Genomic DNA, 18,314 nt, shown 5'->3' with positions numbered 1-18,314 from the left:
GACTCTAACGGACGTTTAGGACAGTTCGTGCCGCGCCGACAGCCGCGGCCTGTCGCTGTTGTAGACGCCGTACGCCGAACCGGTGGGGCCCGAACTCGGCACGGGAACGATGGTGAGTTCCAGCGTCTGCCGGTCGCCTCCGACCGTCTCGCGGTCGACCTCCGCTGCGACGGCGTCGCCCGACCAGAGGTAATCGGCGAACAGTCGTCGCTCGGTCTCGTTCGGAAACGCCGCTTCGACGGAGGGATTCGAGCGGTTCGGGCCCCGCTGGAACGTCTGCTCGTACGCGCGGTTCACCTCGCAGCGGACGCGGCCGTCCGGCGTCTCCTCCTCGACGTAGACGGCCGGTACGGGGAGGTTGTCGAAGAAGGCGTGGAGCCGGTCCCGTTCCGCTCTGAGCGCCGACTCCCGGTCCAGTCGCGCCAGCGCCTCGGTCGTGTACCCCGCGAGGATTTCGAGGAACTCGGCGTCGTGTTCGTCGAAGCCGCGGCGGGAGTCGGAGACGACCTGAATGATACCGTACGGCCCCAGCGGAACGCTCACCGTCGACTTTCGGGTCGCAGAGAAGAGGGCGTCCGCGTCGGCGGTGATGTCGCCGACGACCTGCGTCTCGCGCGTCCGATACGTTCGCCCGGCGATGCCCTCGCTGACGTGACAGCTGTTTTGGTCCTCCGGGGGGAGCGTCGACGCGCGCGGGACGATTTGGTCGTCCTCGACCAGCGCGACCGTACAGAACGTGAACGCGAGCGCTTCGATGGCGGCGGCGAGCGTCTCCTCGCACACCTCCGAGACCGACTCGCACCCGGTGATGGCGCTGGCGTGGACGCTCAGCGCGGTCAGTTTTTTGTTACCGTCCACGAGTTCGCTCTCCCGGAGGTCATCCTCGACGACCGAGGCGACGCGCCGCGTGAACGACTCGATACCGTTCGTCGGATGGACGACTTCCTCGACGTCCGAAACCTCCGTCTCGCCGTACACGACGACCGGGACGCCGTTGGCGGCGTCCACGAGCGACCGGACCAGTTCGTCGTCGTCGCAGAGCGAGACGGCGCAGTCGATGGTCGGCCCCAGTTCGTACACGTACTCGGTCGCCGTCCGCCCCTGTCGGACGATGACCTGCGCTCCGAGCGCCGCCCGGAACGATTCGACGAGCGCGGAGTACTCGCTCTCGGCCGGTGAATCGGGCAATACCACTAATATACGCCCCCCGTGTTCCCGCCGCGACATCTTGTGGTCGATTCTCCGCGTCGATACTAATAGGTTTCTCTACTTGTAACGGAGCTCCGACGGGGTAGAGGCAAATATCCCAGATTCAGACGTGTTCGTCCAGGAATTCGGCGATGGCCTCGTACGCTTCGATGCGGTTCTCGCGTTTGGTAAAGCCGTGCCCCTCGTCGGCGAAGATGAGCTCGCGGACGGGGACGTGTTCGCCCGCCTTCTCGACGACTTGGTGCGCCTCGCCGACGGGCACGCGCGGATCGTTCTCGCCGTGGAGGACGAACAGGGGAGCGCGTATCTTCTCGACGTTATTGATGGGCGAGATGGATTCGAGGAACTCCCGGTCCTCGGCGAGCGACCCGTACTCCGCCTCCCGGAGTTCGCGCCGCCACTCGCCGGTGTTCTCGAGGAAGGTGACGAAGTTGGCGATGCCGACGATGTCGACGCCGGCGGCCCACAGGTCCGGATACTCCGTCATCGCCGCGAGCACCATGAATCCGCCGTAGGACCCGCCCATGGCGACGATGCGGTCGGGGTCGACCGCCGGGTGGTCGTGCAACCACTCGACGCCCGCCTCGATATCGGCGACGGAGTCCATGCGCTTTTCCACGTCGTCGAGGTGGCCGTACGCCTTGCCGTAGCCCGCGGACCCCCGCACGTTCGGTTCGAAGACGGCGTAGCCGTTGGCGAGGAAGTACTGCTTGACGGCGTTGAACGACGGGCGTCGCTGGGACTCGGGGCCGCCGTGGATGTCGACGATGACCGGCGTCTCGCCGTCGCCGTGGTCTGCCGCGGGCAGCGAGAAGAACGCGGGAATCTCGCGGCCGTCGAACGTCGGGAAGTGGACGAGTTCGGGTTCGACGAACGTGTCGCGGGGGATGCCCGCGGTGGCCGCGCGCGTCCACTGCTCGGTTTCGCCCCTCTTCGCGTCCACGACGTAGACGTTCGTCGTGTCGGAACTCCGCGTGAGGGTGACGGCGAAGCGGCCGCCGTCGGGCGAGAAGGAGACGCCGCCGGCGACGCCGCGCGGCAGGTCGGGGACGGCGTACTCGTCGATTCGGTCGGGGTCGGTGAGTTCGCCGACGGCGAGTTCGGTGTAGCCGTCGACGTTGGTGGAGTAGACGACGCGGCGCGACTCCTGGTCGACGGCGACGCCCTCTATCTCCCACTCCTCGTCGGCGGTGACGAGCGAGAACTCCCCGGAGTCGACGCGCACGCGCCAGAGGTCCATCGTGTCGCCGTCGCGGTCGGAGACGAGATAGACACTCTCGCCGTCCGGCCCCCACGAGGCGCTCTGGAAGCGGACCGTCCCCTCGTGCGGGGTGAGGTGCGTCAACTCGCCCGTCTCCACGTCGAGGACCGACACGTCCTGGTCGAAGTTCGAGTACGCCTCCGAGACGATGAGTTTCGAGTCGTCCGGCGACCACCCGCCGACCGTCAGCCATCCGTCGCCCTCGCGGACGAGTTCCGCCGCCTCGCCCGTCTCCCCGCGGCCCTGCACGTACACGTCGAACACCGCCTCGTCGCGGCGGTTGGAGGTGAACGCGAACCGCTCGCCGTCGTGGCTCCACCCGCCCCAGCGGTGCTTCGCGTCGGGCATTCCCGTGAGGTCGGTGACGCCGCCGGTGACCGGGTCGTAACGGAGCAGTTGCTGGCGTTCGTTGCCGCCCTCGTCCATCCCGAAGACGAGTTCGGGATTCTTCGGCGACCACGAGGCGAACGTCACCCGTTCGTCGTAGAACGTCCGCTGTTCGGGCCACGCGCCGGGGCCGTCGACGGTCCACACCTGCGGGACGCCCGTGGTGTCCATGAGAAAGGAGAGCCGTTCGCCGTCGGGGCCGAAGGAGACGCCGTACGCGCTCCGAACGTTCAGGTATCGCTCGATGTCGTGGGTCGGCATGGAACCGAGTTCCCCCGGAGGAACCGTAAGAGTTGGCGTGGCGGCCGGAGCGGAGCGGAACGAATGCGTCGCTCACTGGGTCGACTGTTCACCGGCCTCGACTGCCGGAAAAACCGTATCGAGAAGTCGCACCGCGGCGAGCGAAGCGAGCCGCGGAGAGTTTTTGGTCGAGCTTTTTGCGACGAGGGTCCCCGCAGGGCCGCAAAGCGGCCCGAGGAGACCCGAGTGTGCAAAAAGCTCGGTTAGAGCATCCCCTCGGCCTTCAGCCCCTCCATCACGTCGTCGACGAGGGTTTCGGCGTCGTCGTAGGGGAAGTTCTGGTGCGAGCCGAGTTTGGCGGCCATCTCCATGGCGGTGAAGCTCACGTCGCCGTCGCCCGCCTCGAAGCGCGTGCCCGGACCGTTCGGGAGGGCGGGGACGAGGTCCATCTGGTTCTTGACGGGGTAGTCTGCGTCGCTGAACGCTGCCATGAGTTCCTCGCGGAGTTCCGCCTCTACGTCTGCCATGACCCTCAATGCACGCATGCGCCGGAAAAACGTTCCGGAACCACGGCAAACCCGTTGTGAGTTCTGATACGTCTCCGTTTCCGATACGTTCCGGGAGCCGAGCGTTTTTGTCCCGACTGCGGGAAGGTGCGCGCATGGCCGACTACGAGTTCGACTTCGGGTTGCTGAAGGAGCTGACCGAGACGAGCGGCGTTCCGGGTTACGAGGACCGCGTCCGCGACGTGGTCCGTAGAGAACTGGAGGCGCACGTCGACGAGGTGCGGACGGACGCGATGGGCAACGTCGTGGGGACGGTGGAGGGCGACTCCGAGTACTCCGTCGCCGTCGCCGCGCACATGGACGAGATTGGCTTCATGGTCAGACACGTCACCGACGAGGGGTTCGTCCAGTTGGACGCCCTCGGCGGGTGGGACGCCCGCGTGCTGAAGGCCCAGCGAGTGCGGATACACACGGAGGACGGCGACGTGACCGGCGTCATCGGGTCGCCGCCGCCGCACACGCTCTCAGAGGAGCAGAGAGAGAAGACCGACGAGGTGAAAGACGTGTACGTCGACGTCGGCCTCGACGGCGAGGCGGCGAAAGAGACGGTCGACGTCGGCGACCTGGTGACGATGGAGCAGACGACCGTCGAGATGGGCGAGCACGTCACCGGGAAGGCCCTCGACGACCGCGTCTGCCTGTTCGCGATGTTGGCGGCCGCGGAGCGAATCGAGGACCCCGACGTGACGGTTCACTTCGCCGCGACGGTGCAGGAGGAGGTCGGTCTCCGCGGAGCGACGGCGCTCGGGTTCGACATCGACCCGGACCTCGCCGTCGCCCTCGACGTGACCGTCGCCAACGACGTGCCCGGGTTCGAGGCGGGGGACCACGTCACCGCCCTCGGCGACGGCACCGCGATAAAACTGAAAGACGGCAGCGTCATCACGAACCCGAAGGTGCACCGTCGCCTGCGCGACGTGGCCGAGTCCGAGGGGATAGCCTACCAGCACGAGATTCTCCCCGCCGGCGGGACCGACACCGCGGGCTTTCAGAAGACGCACGGCGCCAAGCCCGTCGGCGCCATCTCCGTGCCGACGCGGTACCTCCACACGGTGACCGAGAGCGCCCACGTCGCCGACGTGGACGCGACTATCGACCTGCTGACGGCCTTTCTCGATTCGGAGACCGGCGAGCACGACTACACGCTCTGAACCGGGTCGGGGTTCGGTCTCCGAGGGGGCATCCTCGAACGACAAACCAAAGTATTCACTACAGCGGACACCCAAGCGCCGAACATGACTGACGGCAACGCGGAGATGTCCCGCCGGGCCTTCCTCGCGACCGCGGCCGGGACGACGGCGGCCGCGGGTGCGGCGGGAACCGCCGCGGCGCAGGAGACGGGTACGAGCACCGGCACTGGCGGCGGCGGGTCCGGCACCGGAACGGGTGGCGGGGGCGGCGGCACCGGCACCGGATCGGGCGGCGGAGGCGGCGGGGGCGGTGGCGGAAGCGAAACCGTCGCCGTCGGCCCGGACGGCGACTTCGTCTTCACGCCCGGGACCAGCGAAGCCCTGCAGATTCTCCCCGAAACGACGGTGACGTTCAACTGGCAGTCGGACAACCACAACATCGTCGTCGACAGCCAACCCGAGGGGTCGAACTGGAGCGGCCACGAACCCATCGAGAACGAGGGATTCAGCTACAAACACACGTTCAGCACGCTCGGTACCTACGAGTACCACTGCCAGCCGCACAAGTCGGCCGGGATGGTCGGTTCCATCGAAGTCGTCGAGTCCATCTCGACGCCCGCGCCGTCGAACGTCCCCTCCGTGCCGGACTCCGCGAAGACGCTCGGCATCGCCACGACGTTCGCCATGGTGGCGACGATGGGGCTTGCGTTCTTCTTCCTCAAGTACGGCGGCGACTACGAACTCGAAGAGGAGTAGTCGCCTCCGGTTCTCCGCGACCGGCGGTGCGCCGAGAACGTCCGGAAACGCGCAAGGAGAGCTATCTCCTCAGCCGTCGTTCAAGAGTGTGAGATAATATGTCGACGATGAGACGGTCGGAAGGGGCGTGTCTGCGCTGCGGTGCGTCCGCGGGCGACTCGCCGGCGCGGAACGCCAGGACGGACCCGCTTCAGGTGTACGAATGCTCCCGGTGCGGGGCGATTCTCGACATCGGCGGGCACCGCTGGTAGGCGGTAAGCGAGGGAGAACGGGCGAGGGGTTGTACCGCGACTCGCTCGCTACGCTCGCTCGTCGCGGCGGTTCTTTGTCGCCAGAACGCTCAGCGTTCTGGCTGCTAACCGAAGAGCGGGGCATTCCGGCGGTGGTCCATCTTTCTACCGAGGGTTCTAGAACCAGCCGTAGCCCTCTATCGCCTCTTCGTAGACCGCCTCGTAGCGGCGAATCACGTCGTCGTGGTCGTAGTCCGCGAACGCCTCGTTTATCGACTTCTGGGGGTAGTCCGCGGCGGCCGCTATCTCGTCGGCCAACTCCTGCGGACTCGTGACGCGCGCGCCGCGGTCGCAGTCGACGACGAGTTCGTGGGCGCTGGAGCGGGCCTGGTACTCGACGACGCCGACGCACCCGCAGGCCAACGCCCACAGCAGGTCGTTCGCGAACGGTTCGACGGCGGCCGTCTGCGCGAAGACGTGCGCGCCCTTCATCACCGGGACGAACTCCTCGGGGGACAGGTCGCCGAGGAACGTCACCCGGTCGGCGATGCGGAGTTCCGCGGCCGTCCGCTCGGCGGCGTCGCGTTCGGGGCCGTCGCCGACGACGGCGGCGCGCCACTCCCTGTCGCGGAGTTCCGCGAGGGCGAGGAAGAACGACTCCACGTTCGCGTGCTCGTCGAGGCGCCGCGCGTAGAGCAGGTCGGCCCGGTCGTCCGTCCCCACCCTCCGGATCAGGTCGAAGTCGACGGACTCGGGGACGACACGGACGGCGTCCTCGGCGGCGCCGTACTCGCGCACGTCGGTCTTGACCATCTGCGAGGGCGCCGTGACTCGGTCGGCGCTTCGGGCCGCGCGCCTGCATCCGCCGGGGGCGTCGCCCTCGCGTTCGGCCCACCAGTCGACGACGACGGGGACGCGGAGGAGTCGAGCGCCCGTCTTCGCCCCCGACACCTGCGCGGGCGGACTGTTCGCCGCGTGCACCACGTCGGGCTTGACGCGTCGGAGGGCGAAGGGGAGTTTCGAGGCGAACGTCGTCGCCGACGGCGCCTCCGTGACGGCGACGTACTCCACGCCGTTCTGCTCGAAGGCGGACACCTCCCCCTCCCACCACTTCGCGCAGAGCACCGACACCTCGTGGTCGCGCGCGGCGAGGCGTTCGGCCACCCGCCGCAGTCGCCTCGTCGCACCGTCCGCTCGGAGTTGCGCGGTGTACATTGAGACGAACGCGATTCGCATACCCATCGGCTTGCGACCGGACGATAAAAATCCTCGACATTCGACCCCCCGCCGCCCTCTTCCGTCGAGCGACGGAGGGATACGCCGGCGAGTTCGAACGAGCGGCACGCTGGAAACGCTCCGCGAGCACTTCTTTCCCGTCGCGTTCGTCCGCTACGTCGCGATTACGGGGTGAACGATCACGACGGGAATACGTTTCAGGCCGCCGTGTGGAGCGTCGGTGGTCGCGGCGTCGCTCGTCTGGTAGGGTACATCTACGACGAATCGAGCGAGGGGAGCGCTGAAGGGGCCGATACGGACGGGAGAACGGGCTCGAATTAGAGCGGTGCGGCGACCAGCGCCGCCGTCGCGGACTCGACGTACCGCCAGCCGTACACCTGGTTCAGGAGGAGGTAGGTGACGACGCCGAGCGACAGCGACAGGAGCCACGACCCCGCGGCGATGCGGCCCACGCGGCGGTGCGGCGTCTGCGTCCGGAGTTCCGCGGGCGTGTGCGTCACTCCGAGGACGAGGGCGTAGAGGACGACGGGGACGGCGACGATGGAGAGGATGATGTGTATCGCCAGCATGGCGAGGTAGGGGTAGTAGACGAACGCCGGGCCGACGAACTCCTTCGTGCCGCCGCCGCCGATTTTGCTCAGATACATCACGAGAAACACCATGATGAGGAGGAACGAGGTGACCATCGCGGCGGCGTGTTTGCGCACTTCGCCCGCCCGAATCCAGCGCCACCCGGCGGCGATGACGAGAACGTTAACCGCGTTGACGACGGCGATGGCGTCCGACAGCGTGTTCACCTGCGTCAGGGAGAGGTCGGGGAACACTCGTCCGGGCACCCACCCGAGGAACGTCCCGACGACGAGGGCGTAGCCGACGACCGAGAGGACGGCCGTGACGGCCAGCGGATGCTCCTTCACCGCGTTGTCGGCGCTCGCAGTTGCCATATCAGGAGTTGGGAAGCGTCGCTATTCCCTCTTCGGATTCGGAGCGAGGTTTCGGCTGGCAGTGTAAGGCGAACGGGGCGGTGCGGCACGGAGGCAGTGCGGTTGCGGTAACCACTGCGGTCGTACCGCGGCGAGCGAGCGTCAGCGAGCGAGTCGCGGACGTTTTTGGTCCAGATTTTTGCAACGAGGGTGCGCTCCGCGCACCCGAGTCAGCAAAAAGGTGGGTTAGATGACACCCGTGAACGTCGCCGCTTCCCGCGCCGCCTCCTCGCTCACGCCGTCGCCGAGGATAGTGTAGCGGTCGCGGATGGTGTGGGCCGTCGTCAGCGCCTCGATGACCGTCTCGTCGTCGATGTCGAGGCCGTCCGCCGTCGTCGGCGCCCCCACCTCGTCGAGGGCGTCGCGGATGTCGCGCCACTCGCCGTTCTCGCCGCTGTGGAGGTACTCGGTGAGGACGGACCCGACGCCGACCTGGTGGCCGTGCAGGGCGCGGCCGGGGACGAGGCGGTCGAGTTGGTGGCTGAACAGGTGTTCGGCGCCGGAGGCGGGCCGGGAGGTGCCCGCGATGGACATCGCCACCCCCGAGGAGAGAAGCGCCTTCACGACGACCCACGCGGACTCCTCGAGTCCGGGTTTGATGGACTCGGCGCTGCCGACGAGCATCTCGGCGGTCATCTGCGAGAGCGCGCCGCCGTACTCCGAGTACTCGACGTTCTTCAGGCGGTGGGCGAGTTGCCAGTCTTTTACCGCGGTGTAATTCGAGATGATATCCGCACAGCCCGCGGTGGTGAGTTCCCACGGCGCCTCCACGAGGATGGCCGTGTCGGCGACGACGGCAAGCGGCGGGTCGGCGGCGACGGAGTGGCGCGTGTCCCCCTCCGGGATGGAGGAGCGCCCGGAGACGATGCCGTCGTGGCTCGCCGCCGTCGGGACGGAGACGAATCCGCAGCCGAGACGCTCGGAGGCCATCTTCGCGGTGTCGATGACTTTCCCGCCGCCGAGAGCGAGGAGGTACCCCGCGTCGGCCGCCTCCGCGGCGTCGACGACGCGTTCGACCGTCTCGAAACTCGCCGTCTCGATGGTGACGGAGGCGGGGTCGTCGAACTGCCCGCGGACCGCCTCGCCGGCGACCCGGTCGGGGGTCGGACTCGTCACGAGGAACGGCCGCCCGGTGAGGTAGAGTTCGTCCACCGCGTCCGCGAGGTCGTCGACGACGCCGTGGCCCATGAGGACGTTCCGCGGGAGCTTGATCCACGTCGACTTCTCGAACATGGTCGACCCTCCCGCGGGACGGGTGAAAGTGTTAGCGTTTCACGCTAGCCCGGTCATCCAAAGAACGCGCCGACCGACTGCGAGAGAAAGAGCGCGCCGAACCCCGCGAGGACGAGGGCGCTCACGCCGGCGACGACGGGGGCCAGCGAGTTCACCCGTCGCTCGGCGCCGACGAGGGCGGCCGGAAAGCCCGTGACCCAGACGAGGATGCCGCCGAAGAAGCCGACGACGAGAGCTGGCGACCCCGTCTCCACGACGAGCAGGCCGGTCAGACGCGCGCCGACGTACGGCGTCTCCGCCAGCACGTCCAGCGTTCCGGGGTCCAACAGGCCGACGCCGATGGTGAGCCAGAACAGTATCTGGTAGGGGTTCGTGAGGGCGAGGACGAACGCCTTCGTGAACCCCGTCCCCGCTATCCGGTCGGCGCCGCCGTCGCTCGCACCGACCGCGTCAGCGTCGCCGACGGCGTCCGCGGGTCGGAACGACGACCGGACGTCCTGTGCGGCCCCGTAGGCGAAGTACAGCATCAGGACGCCGCCGACGCCGACCATCGCCGCGCGGAGCGTCGGGAACTCCTCGACGAAGGCGACGACGCCGAGGGCTGCGAGAACGAAGAAGAGGGCGTCGGCGGTCATCGCGCCCAGTCCGGCCTTGAACCCCGAGAGCCAGCCGTGGACGACGCTCTCCTCGGCGATGATGGCGTTCATCGGCCCGGGCGGGGCGGCGAGGGCGAGTCCGAAGACGACGCCCGCGAGGAGCGTCGCGGCGACGTTCGTCACGTCCGTCCTCGGGGTCGAGAGGCGGATAAATCAACCGAAACGACGTACGGGGCGGCGGTGCGCTGCGCTCACGCGACGCCGAGGGCGTGCGTGATGGCGCCGACGGCCGTCTCCCAGACGGAGAACCCAGTCGCCATCTGCAGCACCGTATCCAGCCCGAATAACAAGAAGAGGGCGGCGGAGACGAGGTGCGCCTTCCGCATGTCGAGGCGGTGGGAGAACGCGTGGAAGAAGTAGGCGTTCGCGAGGCTCACCGGGATGATGGCGAGCATCTCGCCGGCCCAGATGGCGGAGGTGGCGCCGTACTCGACGGCCAGTCCGATGGTGACCAACTGGGTCTTGTCCCCGAACTCGCCGGCGGCCATCATGGCGAAGATGGGGACGAAGCCGCCGAACGAACCCGAGATTCGGGCTATCGGCGCCGGGAGGTCCACCCGCTCCGAGAGGTTCACGAAGCCGCCGTCCGTCTCGGCGGCCGCGTCCCCGTGCGTCGTTCCCGGCGTGGGCGCAGAGCGGTAGAGGAGCACCGCGAAGGTGAGAAACAGCACCGCGGTGATGGCATCCAGCGCGAGGGGCGGGAGCGTCGCCCGGAGCGCCTGTCCGAACAGAATCTCCAAGGCGGTCCACCCGGCGAACGCCGACCCCGCGGCGGCGACGACGACGAGGGGTCGGTAGCGCGTGGCGAGGGCGGCGATGATGAACTGCACCTTCTCCCCGGGCAGCACCGCCAGTTGGGTGACGAAGGCGACGACGAGGATTTCGAGATAGCCGCTCACGTCGTCGGCACCTCGCCGTTCGACCCGTCCGAATCGTCGCCCGTCCCGTTCGTCTCGCCGCCCGCCGGGTCGCCCTCGAACGGACGGACCCGGATGGAGGCCGCGACGGAGTCGGGGAGGCTCTGCTCGTCGCCGCCCTCCGTCCGGACGGTGACCATCCCGAAGGGGGCCACGTCGACGACGTCGAGCCGCGTCCCCGGGAGGACGCCCGCGTTCTCCAGATACTCCAGTTCCTCCTCCTCGCGGTCGCTGACGCGGGTGACGACCACCCTGTCGCCGACGCCGTGGTCGCCCAGCGTGTCCGCTTCCTCGTGGTCGATGGGCGCGAGGTCAGCCGTCGGGATGGGGTCTCCGTGGGGGTCGACCGTCGGATTCCCGAGGACCTCCGCGACGCGACGCTCGAACTCCTCGGAGATGTGGTGTTCGAGGGCGTCGGCCTCGTCGTGGACCTCGCTCCACGAGTAGTCGAGGTGTTCGGCGAGGTACGCTTCGAGCAGGCGGTGGTGTCGCAGCACTTCGAGCGCTACCGTCTCGCCCTCCTCGGTCAACTCGACGCCCTTGTACTTCTCCCGTTCGAGGAGCCCCCGTTCCTCCAGTTTTCCGAACATGCTCGTCACCGTGGGCGGGGTCTTCCCCAGGTACTCCGCGACGGCGGAGGTGGCGACGGGCGCGCCCGACGTCGACTGAATCTGGTAGATCGCCTTCAGATAGTCCTCCATCACGTCGCTCAACATGCGAGGATTTAGACGCATCTAAAGGAAATATCTGTTGGGTGAAATCCGATCGTTGCGTCCGTTCAGCCGGGTCGACGCGCTCAGATACCCTGTCCCATGAGGTGGCTGCGCAGGACGTCGGCCGTCTTCGTCCCCGACTCGGTGTTGACGACCACCACGTCGTCGCCCTCCCCGAGAACGCCGTCCTCGGCGAGTCGCCACGCCGCCGCCATCGCCGCCCCGCCCGCGGTGCCGACTTCGACGCCCGCCGTCTGCGCGGCGACGACGGCGCTCTCCAGGATGTCCTCGTCGTCGAGGGCGAGCGTGTCGCCGCCGGACGACTCGACGGCGTCTATCGCCGCCGCGCCGCCCTTCGGGTCGGGAATCTCCAGTTCGCCGACGATGGTGTCCGGTTGGTCCCACGCTTTCACGTCTTCGTCGCCGCGTTCGCGGGCGGCGGCGATGGGGGCACACCCCGACGCCTGCGCGGCGAATATCGGCGGCACCTCGGCCGTCAAGCCGAGTTCGGAGAGCGCCTCGAACCCCGCGAAGACGCCGGCGACGACTTCGCCGGTGCTCGACGGGACGACGACGGCGTCGGGCGTCTCCCACCCGCGCGACTCGGCCACCTCGAACGCGAGCGTCTTGATTCCGTCGTGGCGGTAGGGGTTGTCGAACTCCTGGAGCGTGTGCCACTCCGATTTCAGTTGCTCGTGCAGGCCCGCCTCGGCGTCGGGGTAGCGGCCGCCGACCACGCGCATCTCGCCGCCGTGGACGTTCACCATCGCCTTGTTCGAGAACGGCGCGCGCGAGGGGACGAACGAGTACGAGCGGATGTCGGCCATGCTCGCGTACGACGCCGCCGACTGCCCCGCGTTGCCCGCCGAGGCGAGAGCGACCAACTCGGCGCCCGCCTCGCGGGCGGCGGTGACGGCCGGCGAGAGGCCTCGGTCGAGGACGGTTCCGGTGGGGTTGCGACCCTCGTCTTTGATTCCGAGCGACCCGACGCCGACTTCGTCGGCGAGTTCGGCCGACTCGACGAGCGGCGTCCCCCCCTCCTTGGCCGTCAGCGGCGACCCGAAGGGGAGCAGGTCCGCGTAGCGCCACATCGTGTCCGTCGGCCGGTCCGAGAGGCCGCCGTCGGCCCAGTCGACGGCGTCGTAGTCGTAGGCCGGAACGAGGTGCGCGCCGGCGTCGCTCGCACCCGTCGCGTCCGCGTCGTATCGCTCGCCCGTCTCGGCGCACTCCAGTCCCAGGAACGCCTCGCTCGTGTCCATGTTCGAGGGTTCGGGGCGATAGACTAACCTTTGGTCATTTACACCCACCTTTTTGCTGACTCGGGTCGCGCGGAGCGCGACCGCTCGTCGCAAAAAGCTGGACCAAAAAGGGCCGGAGGCTCGCGGTCTACGACTACTCGCCACCGGTGAACCGCTCGCTCCCTGCGGTCGCTCGCGGATGTTCACCACAGCCCACTGTTTTGTTTGCTAATAGATGACACCCCGTTCACGCGGGAACGCATCCGTTCTCGTTCGCTCACGAAACACCGTGCATCTCGTGAACGTTGCAAAACGCGGTCTCGCCGAGCATCGCGAGGCGAGACTCGACGGGCGCTCTGCTCGCCGCCGGCGAACCGCTCGATACGGGTGATTTACAGTTCAAATGACGCCGGTAAGTATCTTATAGTCCGTAAAATAGCTCGGTGTGAACGTCACGCTGAGCGTTTTTCGAAGTCCTCCATCACGACAGCGTAGCCTCCCTCGCCGAGGTCACGTACCGTGTAGGTAGTCGGGTAGTAGCCATCTTTCGGATAAACTTCGGGCTGGGAAATGTCCCGCTTCTCGATGCCGGTGAGATGATTCTGGAAGTAATCCAGCGTAATCATCGGTTCTATGAAGGTATTCTCGTACTCGCCATCACCGTCTACGTCAGCAACACCCCAGATGAGCGTCTCCGTCCACTCTTCGCCGTGGAACTCTGGAGCGTCCTTCGGCGCAAGATGAGCGCCCATTGCAGGAACGATAGCGCCACCCTCGAGTAACCGATAGCCGTCCGGAATGTTCCTGTCGGGAAGATTCTCGATGATTCCCGGCCCGATTCCGGCGACCGTTTTCGGCTCGTAGATGTGGTAGTGAAGGTCGAAGTGTGGCCTTTCGTAAACGCCGTGAGGCGTGTGACCTTGTGGATTCCAGCCGCAACCCGCATAGCTGATCGGGTCCGGGGTGTTCTCGGGGAAGTCGAGGTTGAACGGCTTCGACCAGAAGCCGTGTACCTTCCGTCCGTCGGCGTCGCCGCTCTCGAAATCTTCAGCGTATGGCAGACCTTCGAGGGTACCTTCGGCGAAATGAATACCAACGTACTTCGGGTTACTGGAGGGGGTCACCGAGGAGAACGTCGTGATTTTGCCGTCTCCCATCTGGACGGAGTCTCCCCATTCGGTGATACCCTTCGGCGGGAAGCCCTCACCAGGACTGGTGCCTCGATTCGAGCCGGCCCCCTCGCCCATACCGGTTCCGCTGAGTACGGCACTTCCGATGGTAAGGGTGCCGATGCTCTTCAGGATCGAACGACGATTGGGTTGCATACACTCCGTTGATGTGGGTATATCATGTTTAGTGTTAACAATTATTGCACCTTTACAGCGGCGGTTATATCATTTAATCGATACTTTTGGCGAGCGACGCAACAGCGATAAACGACATTCTAAGACGAGATAGCAGGTGGTCGACGCTCGACTGAGCGTCGGTACCGAACGGTGCGGAAACGTTCTCTTCTCCCGTCCGAGAGGTTCGGTAATCGGCCGCCCGTATCCGTCCGGGACCACCCGCCTCTTTGTGCCCGCCGAACGACGTGCGAACATGGACGGAGAAACCGTCGTCGTCGCCGGCGCGGGCCTCGCGGGCCTCGTCGCGGCGCGACACCTCGCGGACGCTGGAGCGGACGTGACCGTGTTCGAGCGACGACCCGACGTGGGCGGCCGGGTTCGGTCGCGGGAGCGCGACGGCTTCACCTTCGATAGGGGGTTTCAGGTGCTTTTCACCGGCTACCCCGCCGTGCGGCGCGAACTCGACCTCTCGGAACTCGATATGCGCTATTTCTCCCCCGGCGCGGTCATCGCCCGCCCGGGGAAGCGCTCGACGCTGTCGGACCCGACGCGCGACCCGCGAGCGACGCTCTCGACGCTCCGGAACGGCGAGGTGACGACCACCGACAAACTCCGAACGCTGTTGCTCCGCCAGCACGTCGCCTCGCAGTCGGAAGCGGAGATATTCGCCGCCGAAGACGGGAGCATCCGCGACTACCTCGCGGAGTGGGGGTTCTCGGAGGGCTACATCGAGAGCTTCGTCGCGCCGTTCTACGGCGGAATCACGTTGGACCGGTCGCTGTCGACCTCCAAGCGCGTCTTCGAGTACACGTTCAAGGCGATGAGCGAGGGCGACATCGGCCTCCCGGCCGACGGCATGGGCGCCGTCGCGGAGCAGTTGGCCGCGAAGGCGCGCGCGGCCGGGGCGGAGATAGTCACCGACGCCGGCGTCGAGACCATCGAGGACGAGGTGCGCGACGACGACGAACCGGTCGACTACGGCTACGCGCACCCCGTGACCGTCACCGCGGGCGGGGAGGAGGTGGAGGCCGACCGCGTCGTCGTCGCCACCGACCCGAAGGAGGCGCGGCGCCTGACCGACGTGGAACTGATACCCACCGAGGCGCGGAGCAGCGTCACGCAGTACTACCGCCTGCCGAAGCGGGAGAAACTGGGGACGCGGAAGAAGATACTCCTCAACGCGGCCGACGACGCGCCGAACATCGTCGTTCCCGTGAGTGACGTGGCCCCCGAATACGCCCCCGACGGCGACGACCAGTTGCTGTGCGCGACGTTCCTCGGGTCGGCCGCGATGGACCGCGACGCCTCCGACCTGCTCGAAGCGACCCGGGACGCCCTCGAATCGTGGTACGAGAGCGACTTCCCGGCGCTGGAGTCGCTGCACACCGAGCGGGTCGAGTTCGCGCAGTTCGCCCAACCGCCGGGAATCCACGACGCCCTGCCGGACCACCGCGAACCAAACGGGCGGACGTACCTCGCCGGTGAGTACACCGCGTGGTCGTCGATTCAGGGCGCGATGCGAAGCGGGCGCGAGGCGGCCGAGAAGGTCCGCGCCGACGCCGAGCGGTAGTCGCGAATGGAGTCGGCGGCCGGTCGAACCGACGACCGGCGAGTCGGCCGGGTCACAGCATCCGGCGGAACTCCCCCAACGGCGGGAACGACAGCGCCTCCTCTGCGTCCTCGTCGTAGACGACGGGGCGGAACGCGTCCACGTCCGGCACGAGGGGCGACCCCGCGTCCGGTCCGTACAGCCCGTTCACGGGGACGCCCGATGCCAGGCGGGTGAACGCCGGGAGCACGAGCACGTCCGCGCCCCGGTAGACGCCCTCGCCGTAGAGATAGCAGGGTTGGCGGACGGATTCGACGGTGATGGCCGGGTGGACGTGACCGATAACGTACAGCGAGGCGTCCGTCTCCGGTGCGGCGTGGCCGTGACAGACGACCGTCTTCGGGTCCTCGGCGACGACGTACTCGTCGCGGACGTCGCCGTCCCACGCCGTCCGCAGGGCGGTGTCGTGGTTGCCGCGGACCATCACGGGCCGGGCGCCCCCCTCGCGGCAGACGGCGACGAGGTCCGACACGCCCTCGGCCGCGCGGGCCGTCGCGCCGTCGAAGCGGTGGAGCAGGTCGCCGGCGAACACCGCCTCGGCGGGGTCGAACGCGTCGACGAGGGCGGCGAGTCGCTCCCGCAGGTCGGCATCCTCGCCCAGCGGAAACGCCACGTTCGACGCCTCGGCGCGGCCGACGTGGAGGTCCGCGACGACGACGGCGTCCGCGAACGGGAGGTACGCCGCCCGGTCGCGGTAGGTCACGTCGTGCACGCGGGCACCGACGGCGCGGGCGGGGAAAGCGGTGACGCCCGCCGGCGTGCGGCGGAGGCCGGCCGTCGGCGGGTGCCGGGGGGATTTTTCATCGCTCGTCGCCTCCGAGCGGGTATGAGCGGTGCCCTCGAAGACAAACGGACGGCGACGCGCCTCCGCATCCTCGTCGAAATCGCCGACCGGCAACCGGCGGTGAGTCAGGGCGAAGTCGCCGAGGCGGTGGGCGTGACGAGTCAGGCGGTCAGCGAGTACACCCGACAACTCGTCGAGGACGGCTACGTGGAGAAGGAGGGGCGTTCTCGCTACCGCGTGACGAAGGAGGGCGTCGACTGGCTGTTCCAGGAGGCGAAGGACCTCCGGCGGTTCGCCGACCACGTCACCGACGACGTCCTGGAGAGCGTACAGGAGGACGCCGCCCTCGCGACGGAGGCCGTCGAGGCGGGCGAGACGGTGACCCTGTCGCTCCGCGGGGGGCACCTCCACGCGACGCCCGGGGACGCCGGCCCGGCGACGGGCGTGACGACGACGGCCGCCGAGGCGGACGAGGACGTGAGCATCACCGGGTTCGAGGGCGTCATCGAGATGGACCCCGGGAGCGTCACCGTCGTGCAGGTGCCGCCCGCGCGTTCGGGCGGAAGCCGGACCGTCGAACTGGACCGACTCGCCGAGGCGTGCGCCGACGCGGACGTGGTGGTCGCGGCGGGCGTCGAAGCGGTCGTGTCGCTCCGGAAGGCCGACGTGGCGGTGGAGACGTCGCTGGCCGCGGGCGAGGTGGCGGCGGCGGGCGCGGCGCGCGGACTCGCGGCCGTGGTGGTGGCGACGACGGACCTGGTGGGGCGCGTGACCGACGCCCTCCGCGACGGCGACGTGCTGTACGAGGTGACGGAGGCGGCGCGGGTCGCAGAGCGGTGAGTGACTAAAATTAAAGTTAGACGCGGGCGGGCGGACTGCTCTCGGCGTGTTCTCTGGCCGTGGCGTACGCCTCCTGGAGTCGCTGGAACTCCGGTTGCGACCCGCTGTGGTCGGGGTGCGCCGTCTTCGCCTTGTTTCGGTAGGCGACCTTTATCTCCGAAGGGTCGGCGCTCCGCGGCAGGTCGAGGTGGTCGAACGCCGCCGCCACGGGGTCGGCGGCGTTCGGGACGACGGGCTCCGGTTCCGGCACGTCGAACGGGAGGCGCCGGCCGAGTCCGCGGGCGGGCATCTCGTGTTCGCACAGCACCGTGTACGTCCCGGCGCGTTCCAGCCGGAAGTACGCCATCGCGTCGAACGTCACGGCCACGTCGCGGCCGGGGAGGTAGAACTCCACCGTCTCGCCGCGGACCGGGTGGTCCTCGGCGAACGGTTCGCCTATCTCGCGCAGGTAGTCGCGTATCTCCGCCCGCCGGCGGCCGGCGCCGTCGACGACGGCACCCGCCGTCGGTTCGTCGGGGAAGAGGCGCCTCCCGACGACGAACACGCTCGCGACGAGCACGGACGCGAGGAGTCCCCCGGCGACGCCGAGGAGAAGCCACGGCGGGAACGCCGACACCAAGTCGGACTGCACAAGAAGTAGGTGGGGTTCCGACGTAAAGAACCTCTCGCCGTCGGGAGTCGTCGCGCGCCGGGAGACGCTTCCCCGTCGAGGACCCACTCTCCCCTATGCGACCGATTCGATTCGAGGAGGCCGACGGGCCGGAGCGGACCCAGATAGGCGAAGGACTCACTCGGGTCGCCGTCCGGGCGGACCGACTGGAGACGGGGCGCGCGGGAGGGAAGTACTTCCTGCGCCACGACGACGGCTGTGCGGTCTGCGGCGACGCCGTCGGGACCGGCGACCCGTTCTATCTGAACCCCGAAACCGGCGAAATTCTCTGTGAAACCCACGGTCGGGAGCGACGCGGAGATTGACCACG

The 18,314-nt window shown here is 68.0% G+C and carries 18 protein-coding genes; 5 read left to right on the top strand and 13 right to left on the bottom strand.

Annotated elements, in window-relative coordinates:
* Positions 1-15: 15 nt before the first annotated feature.
* The 3 genes from C474_RS17695 to C474_RS17685 form a co-directional block, all read right to left on the bottom strand.
* Positions 16-1,194 carry a GAF domain-containing protein gene (locus tag C474_RS17695; RefSeq protein WP_239640453.1) on the bottom strand — a complete coding sequence of 393 codons (1,179 nt, stop codon included), beginning with the start codon at positions 1,192-1,194 and terminating at the stop codon, positions 16-18.
* Between the two features lie 118 nt (positions 1,195-1,312).
* Positions 1,313-3,118, bottom strand: coding sequence for a S9 family peptidase (locus C474_RS17690; RefSeq protein ID WP_008389279.1), 1,806 nt, complete (start codon positions 3,116-3,118; stop codon positions 1,313-1,315).
* A 242-nt stretch (positions 3,119-3,360) separates the two neighbouring features.
* On the bottom strand, positions 3,361-3,624 hold the full coding sequence (locus C474_RS17685; RefSeq protein ID WP_008389277.1) for an MTH865 family protein: 264 nt from the start codon (positions 3,622-3,624) through the stop codon (positions 3,361-3,363).
* Between the two features lie 134 nt (positions 3,625-3,758).
* On the opposite strand from C474_RS17685, the gene C474_RS17680 reads away from it, so the two are divergent.
* Both C474_RS17680 and C474_RS17675 read left to right on the top strand, forming a co-directional pair.
* Positions 3,759-4,814 carry a M42 family metallopeptidase gene (locus C474_RS17680; RefSeq protein WP_008389276.1) on the top strand — a complete coding sequence of 352 codons (1,056 nt, stop codon included), beginning with the start codon at positions 3,759-3,761 and terminating at the stop codon, positions 4,812-4,814.
* An 84-nt stretch (positions 4,815-4,898) separates the two neighbouring features.
* Positions 4,899-5,549, top strand: coding sequence for a plastocyanin/azurin family copper-binding protein (locus C474_RS17675; RefSeq protein ID WP_008389274.1), 651 nt, complete (start codon positions 4,899-4,901; stop codon positions 5,547-5,549).
* 407 nt (positions 5,550-5,956) lie between these two features.
* Here C474_RS17675 and C474_RS17670 read toward each other — a convergent pair whose 3' ends face one another.
* The 8 genes from C474_RS17670 to C474_RS17635 all read right to left on the bottom strand — a co-directional run bounded on the left by C474_RS17670 (position 5,957) and on the right by C474_RS17635 (position 14,002).
* On the bottom strand, positions 5,957-7,015 hold the full coding sequence (locus C474_RS17670) for a glycosyltransferase family 4 protein (protein ID WP_049917150.1): 1,059 nt from the start codon (positions 7,013-7,015) through the stop codon (positions 5,957-5,959).
* Between the two features lie 317 nt (positions 7,016-7,332).
* Positions 7,333-7,959 (bottom strand): DUF420 domain-containing protein, encoded by a 627-nt coding sequence (locus tag C474_RS17665; RefSeq protein ID WP_008389270.1) that lies wholly within the window; start codon positions 7,957-7,959, stop codon positions 7,333-7,335.
* Between the two features lie 225 nt (positions 7,960-8,184).
* Positions 8,185-9,231 carry an NAD(P)-dependent glycerol-1-phosphate dehydrogenase gene (locus tag C474_RS17660; RefSeq protein WP_008389268.1) on the bottom strand — a complete coding sequence of 349 codons (1,047 nt, stop codon included), beginning with the start codon at positions 9,229-9,231 and terminating at the stop codon, positions 8,185-8,187.
* Between the two features lie 53 nt (positions 9,232-9,284).
* Positions 9,285-9,938, bottom strand: coding sequence for a LysE family translocator (locus C474_RS17655; protein ID WP_239640457.1), 654 nt, complete (start codon positions 9,936-9,938; stop codon positions 9,285-9,287).
* Positions 9,939-10,078: 140 nt separating this feature from the next.
* Positions 10,079-10,786: a TMEM165/GDT1 family protein gene (locus C474_RS17650; protein ID WP_008389264.1), complete on the bottom strand. Its 708-nt coding sequence runs from the start codon at positions 10,784-10,786 to the stop codon at positions 10,079-10,081.
* Positions 10,783-11,520, bottom strand: coding sequence for a metal-dependent transcriptional regulator (locus C474_RS17645; protein WP_008389262.1), 738 nt, complete (start codon positions 11,518-11,520; stop codon positions 10,783-10,785). The genes C474_RS17650 and C474_RS17645 overlap by 4 nt, the downstream gene beginning before the upstream one ends.
* Positions 11,521-11,600: 80 nt before the next feature.
* Complete coding sequence (locus tag C474_RS17640) at positions 11,601-12,776, bottom strand: threonine synthase (RefSeq protein WP_008389260.1); 1,176 nt, start codon at positions 12,774-12,776, stop codon at positions 11,601-11,603.
* A 431-nt stretch (positions 12,777-13,207) separates the two neighbouring features.
* On the bottom strand, positions 13,208-14,002 hold the full coding sequence (locus tag C474_RS17635; protein ID WP_008389258.1) for a hypothetical protein: 795 nt from the start codon (positions 14,000-14,002) through the stop codon (positions 13,208-13,210).
* Between the two features lie 352 nt (positions 14,003-14,354).
* Between C474_RS17635 and C474_RS17630 the strand changes: the two genes are divergently transcribed.
* A complete protein-coding gene (locus C474_RS17630; RefSeq protein ID WP_008389257.1) occupies positions 14,355-15,671 on the top strand; it encodes an NAD(P)/FAD-dependent oxidoreductase in 1,317 nt (438 codons plus the stop codon).
* 52 nt (positions 15,672-15,723) lie between these two features.
* Here C474_RS17630 and C474_RS17625 read toward each other — a convergent pair whose 3' ends face one another.
* A complete protein-coding gene (locus C474_RS17625) occupies positions 15,724-16,422 on the bottom strand; it encodes a metallophosphoesterase (RefSeq protein ID WP_049917149.1) in 699 nt (232 codons plus the stop codon).
* 114 nt (positions 16,423-16,536) lie between these two features.
* On the opposite strand from C474_RS17625, the gene C474_RS17620 reads away from it, so the two are divergent.
* The gene (locus tag C474_RS17620) at positions 16,537-17,334 is read left to right on the top strand and encodes a DUF7839 domain-containing protein (RefSeq protein ID WP_049917148.1); all 798 of its coding nucleotides are present in this window, start codon (positions 16,537-16,539) and stop codon (positions 17,332-17,334) included.
* A 16-nt stretch (positions 17,335-17,350) separates the two neighbouring features.
* Here the strand turns inward: C474_RS17620 and C474_RS17615 are convergent, their stop codons facing one another.
* On the bottom strand, positions 17,351-17,965 hold the full coding sequence (locus tag C474_RS17615) for a J domain-containing protein (protein ID WP_008389251.1): 615 nt from the start codon (positions 17,963-17,965) through the stop codon (positions 17,351-17,353).
* A gap of 95 nt (positions 17,966-18,060) precedes the next feature.
* Between C474_RS17615 and C474_RS17610 the strand changes: the two genes are divergently transcribed.
* Positions 18,061-18,309, top strand: coding sequence for a hypothetical protein (locus tag C474_RS17610; RefSeq protein ID WP_008389249.1), 249 nt, complete (start codon positions 18,061-18,063; stop codon positions 18,307-18,309).
* Positions 18,310-18,314: the final 5 nt, after the last annotated feature.

Origin of the sequence: Halogeometricum pallidum JCM 14848 (genome assembly GCF_000337095.1) — an archaeon.
Taxonomy (GTDB): Archaea; Halobacteriota; Halobacteria; order Halobacteriales; family Haloferacaceae; genus Halogeometricum; species Halogeometricum pallidum.
This window is presented reverse-complemented; position numbering and strand designations above follow the sequence as displayed.

Bases quoted from the DNA above. Each gene is read 5' to 3' on its own strand.
- C474_RS17690 (WP_008389279.1), bottom strand. From the start codon at position 3,118: ATGCCGACCCACGACATCGAGCGATACCTGAACGTTCGGAGCGCGTAC.
- C474_RS17685 (WP_008389277.1), bottom strand. From the start codon at position 3,624: ATGGCAGACGTAGAGGCGGAACTCCGCGAGGAACTCATGGCAGCGTTC.
- C474_RS17680 (WP_008389276.1), top strand. From the start codon at position 3,759: ATGGCCGACTACGAGTTCGACTTCGGGTTGCTGAAGGAGCTGACCGAG.
- C474_RS17675 (WP_008389274.1), top strand. From the start codon at position 4,899: ATGACTGACGGCAACGCGGAGATGTCCCGCCGGGCCTTCCTCGCGACC.
- C474_RS17670 (WP_049917150.1), bottom strand. From the start codon at position 7,015: ATGCGAATCGCGTTCGTCTCAATGTACACCGCGCAACTCCGAGCGGAC.
- C474_RS17665 (WP_008389270.1), bottom strand. From the start codon at position 7,959: ATGGCAACTGCGAGCGCCGACAACGCGGTGAAGGAGCATCCGCTGGCC.
- C474_RS17660 (WP_008389268.1), bottom strand. From the start codon at position 9,231: ATGTTCGAGAAGTCGACGTGGATCAAGCTCCCGCGGAACGTCCTCATG.
- C474_RS17655 (WP_239640457.1), bottom strand. From the start codon at position 9,938: ATGAACGCCATCATCGCCGAGGAGAGCGTCGTCCACGGCTGGCTCTCG.
- C474_RS17645 (WP_008389262.1), bottom strand. From the start codon at position 11,520: ATGTTGAGCGACGTGATGGAGGACTATCTGAAGGCGATCTACCAGATT.
- C474_RS17640 (WP_008389260.1), bottom strand. From the start codon at position 12,776: ATGGACACGAGCGAGGCGTTCCTGGGACTGGAGTGCGCCGAGACGGGC.
- C474_RS17635 (WP_008389258.1), bottom strand. From the start codon at position 14,002: ATGGGCGAGGGGGCCGGCTCGAATCGAGGCACCAGTCCTGGTGAGGGC.
- C474_RS17630 (WP_008389257.1), top strand. From the start codon at position 14,355: ATGGACGGAGAAACCGTCGTCGTCGCCGGCGCGGGCCTCGCGGGCCTC.
- C474_RS17620 (WP_049917148.1), top strand. From the start codon at position 16,537: ATGAGCGGTGCCCTCGAAGACAAACGGACGGCGACGCGCCTCCGCATC.
- C474_RS17610 (WP_008389249.1), top strand. From the start codon at position 18,061: ATGCGACCGATTCGATTCGAGGAGGCCGACGGGCCGGAGCGGACCCAG.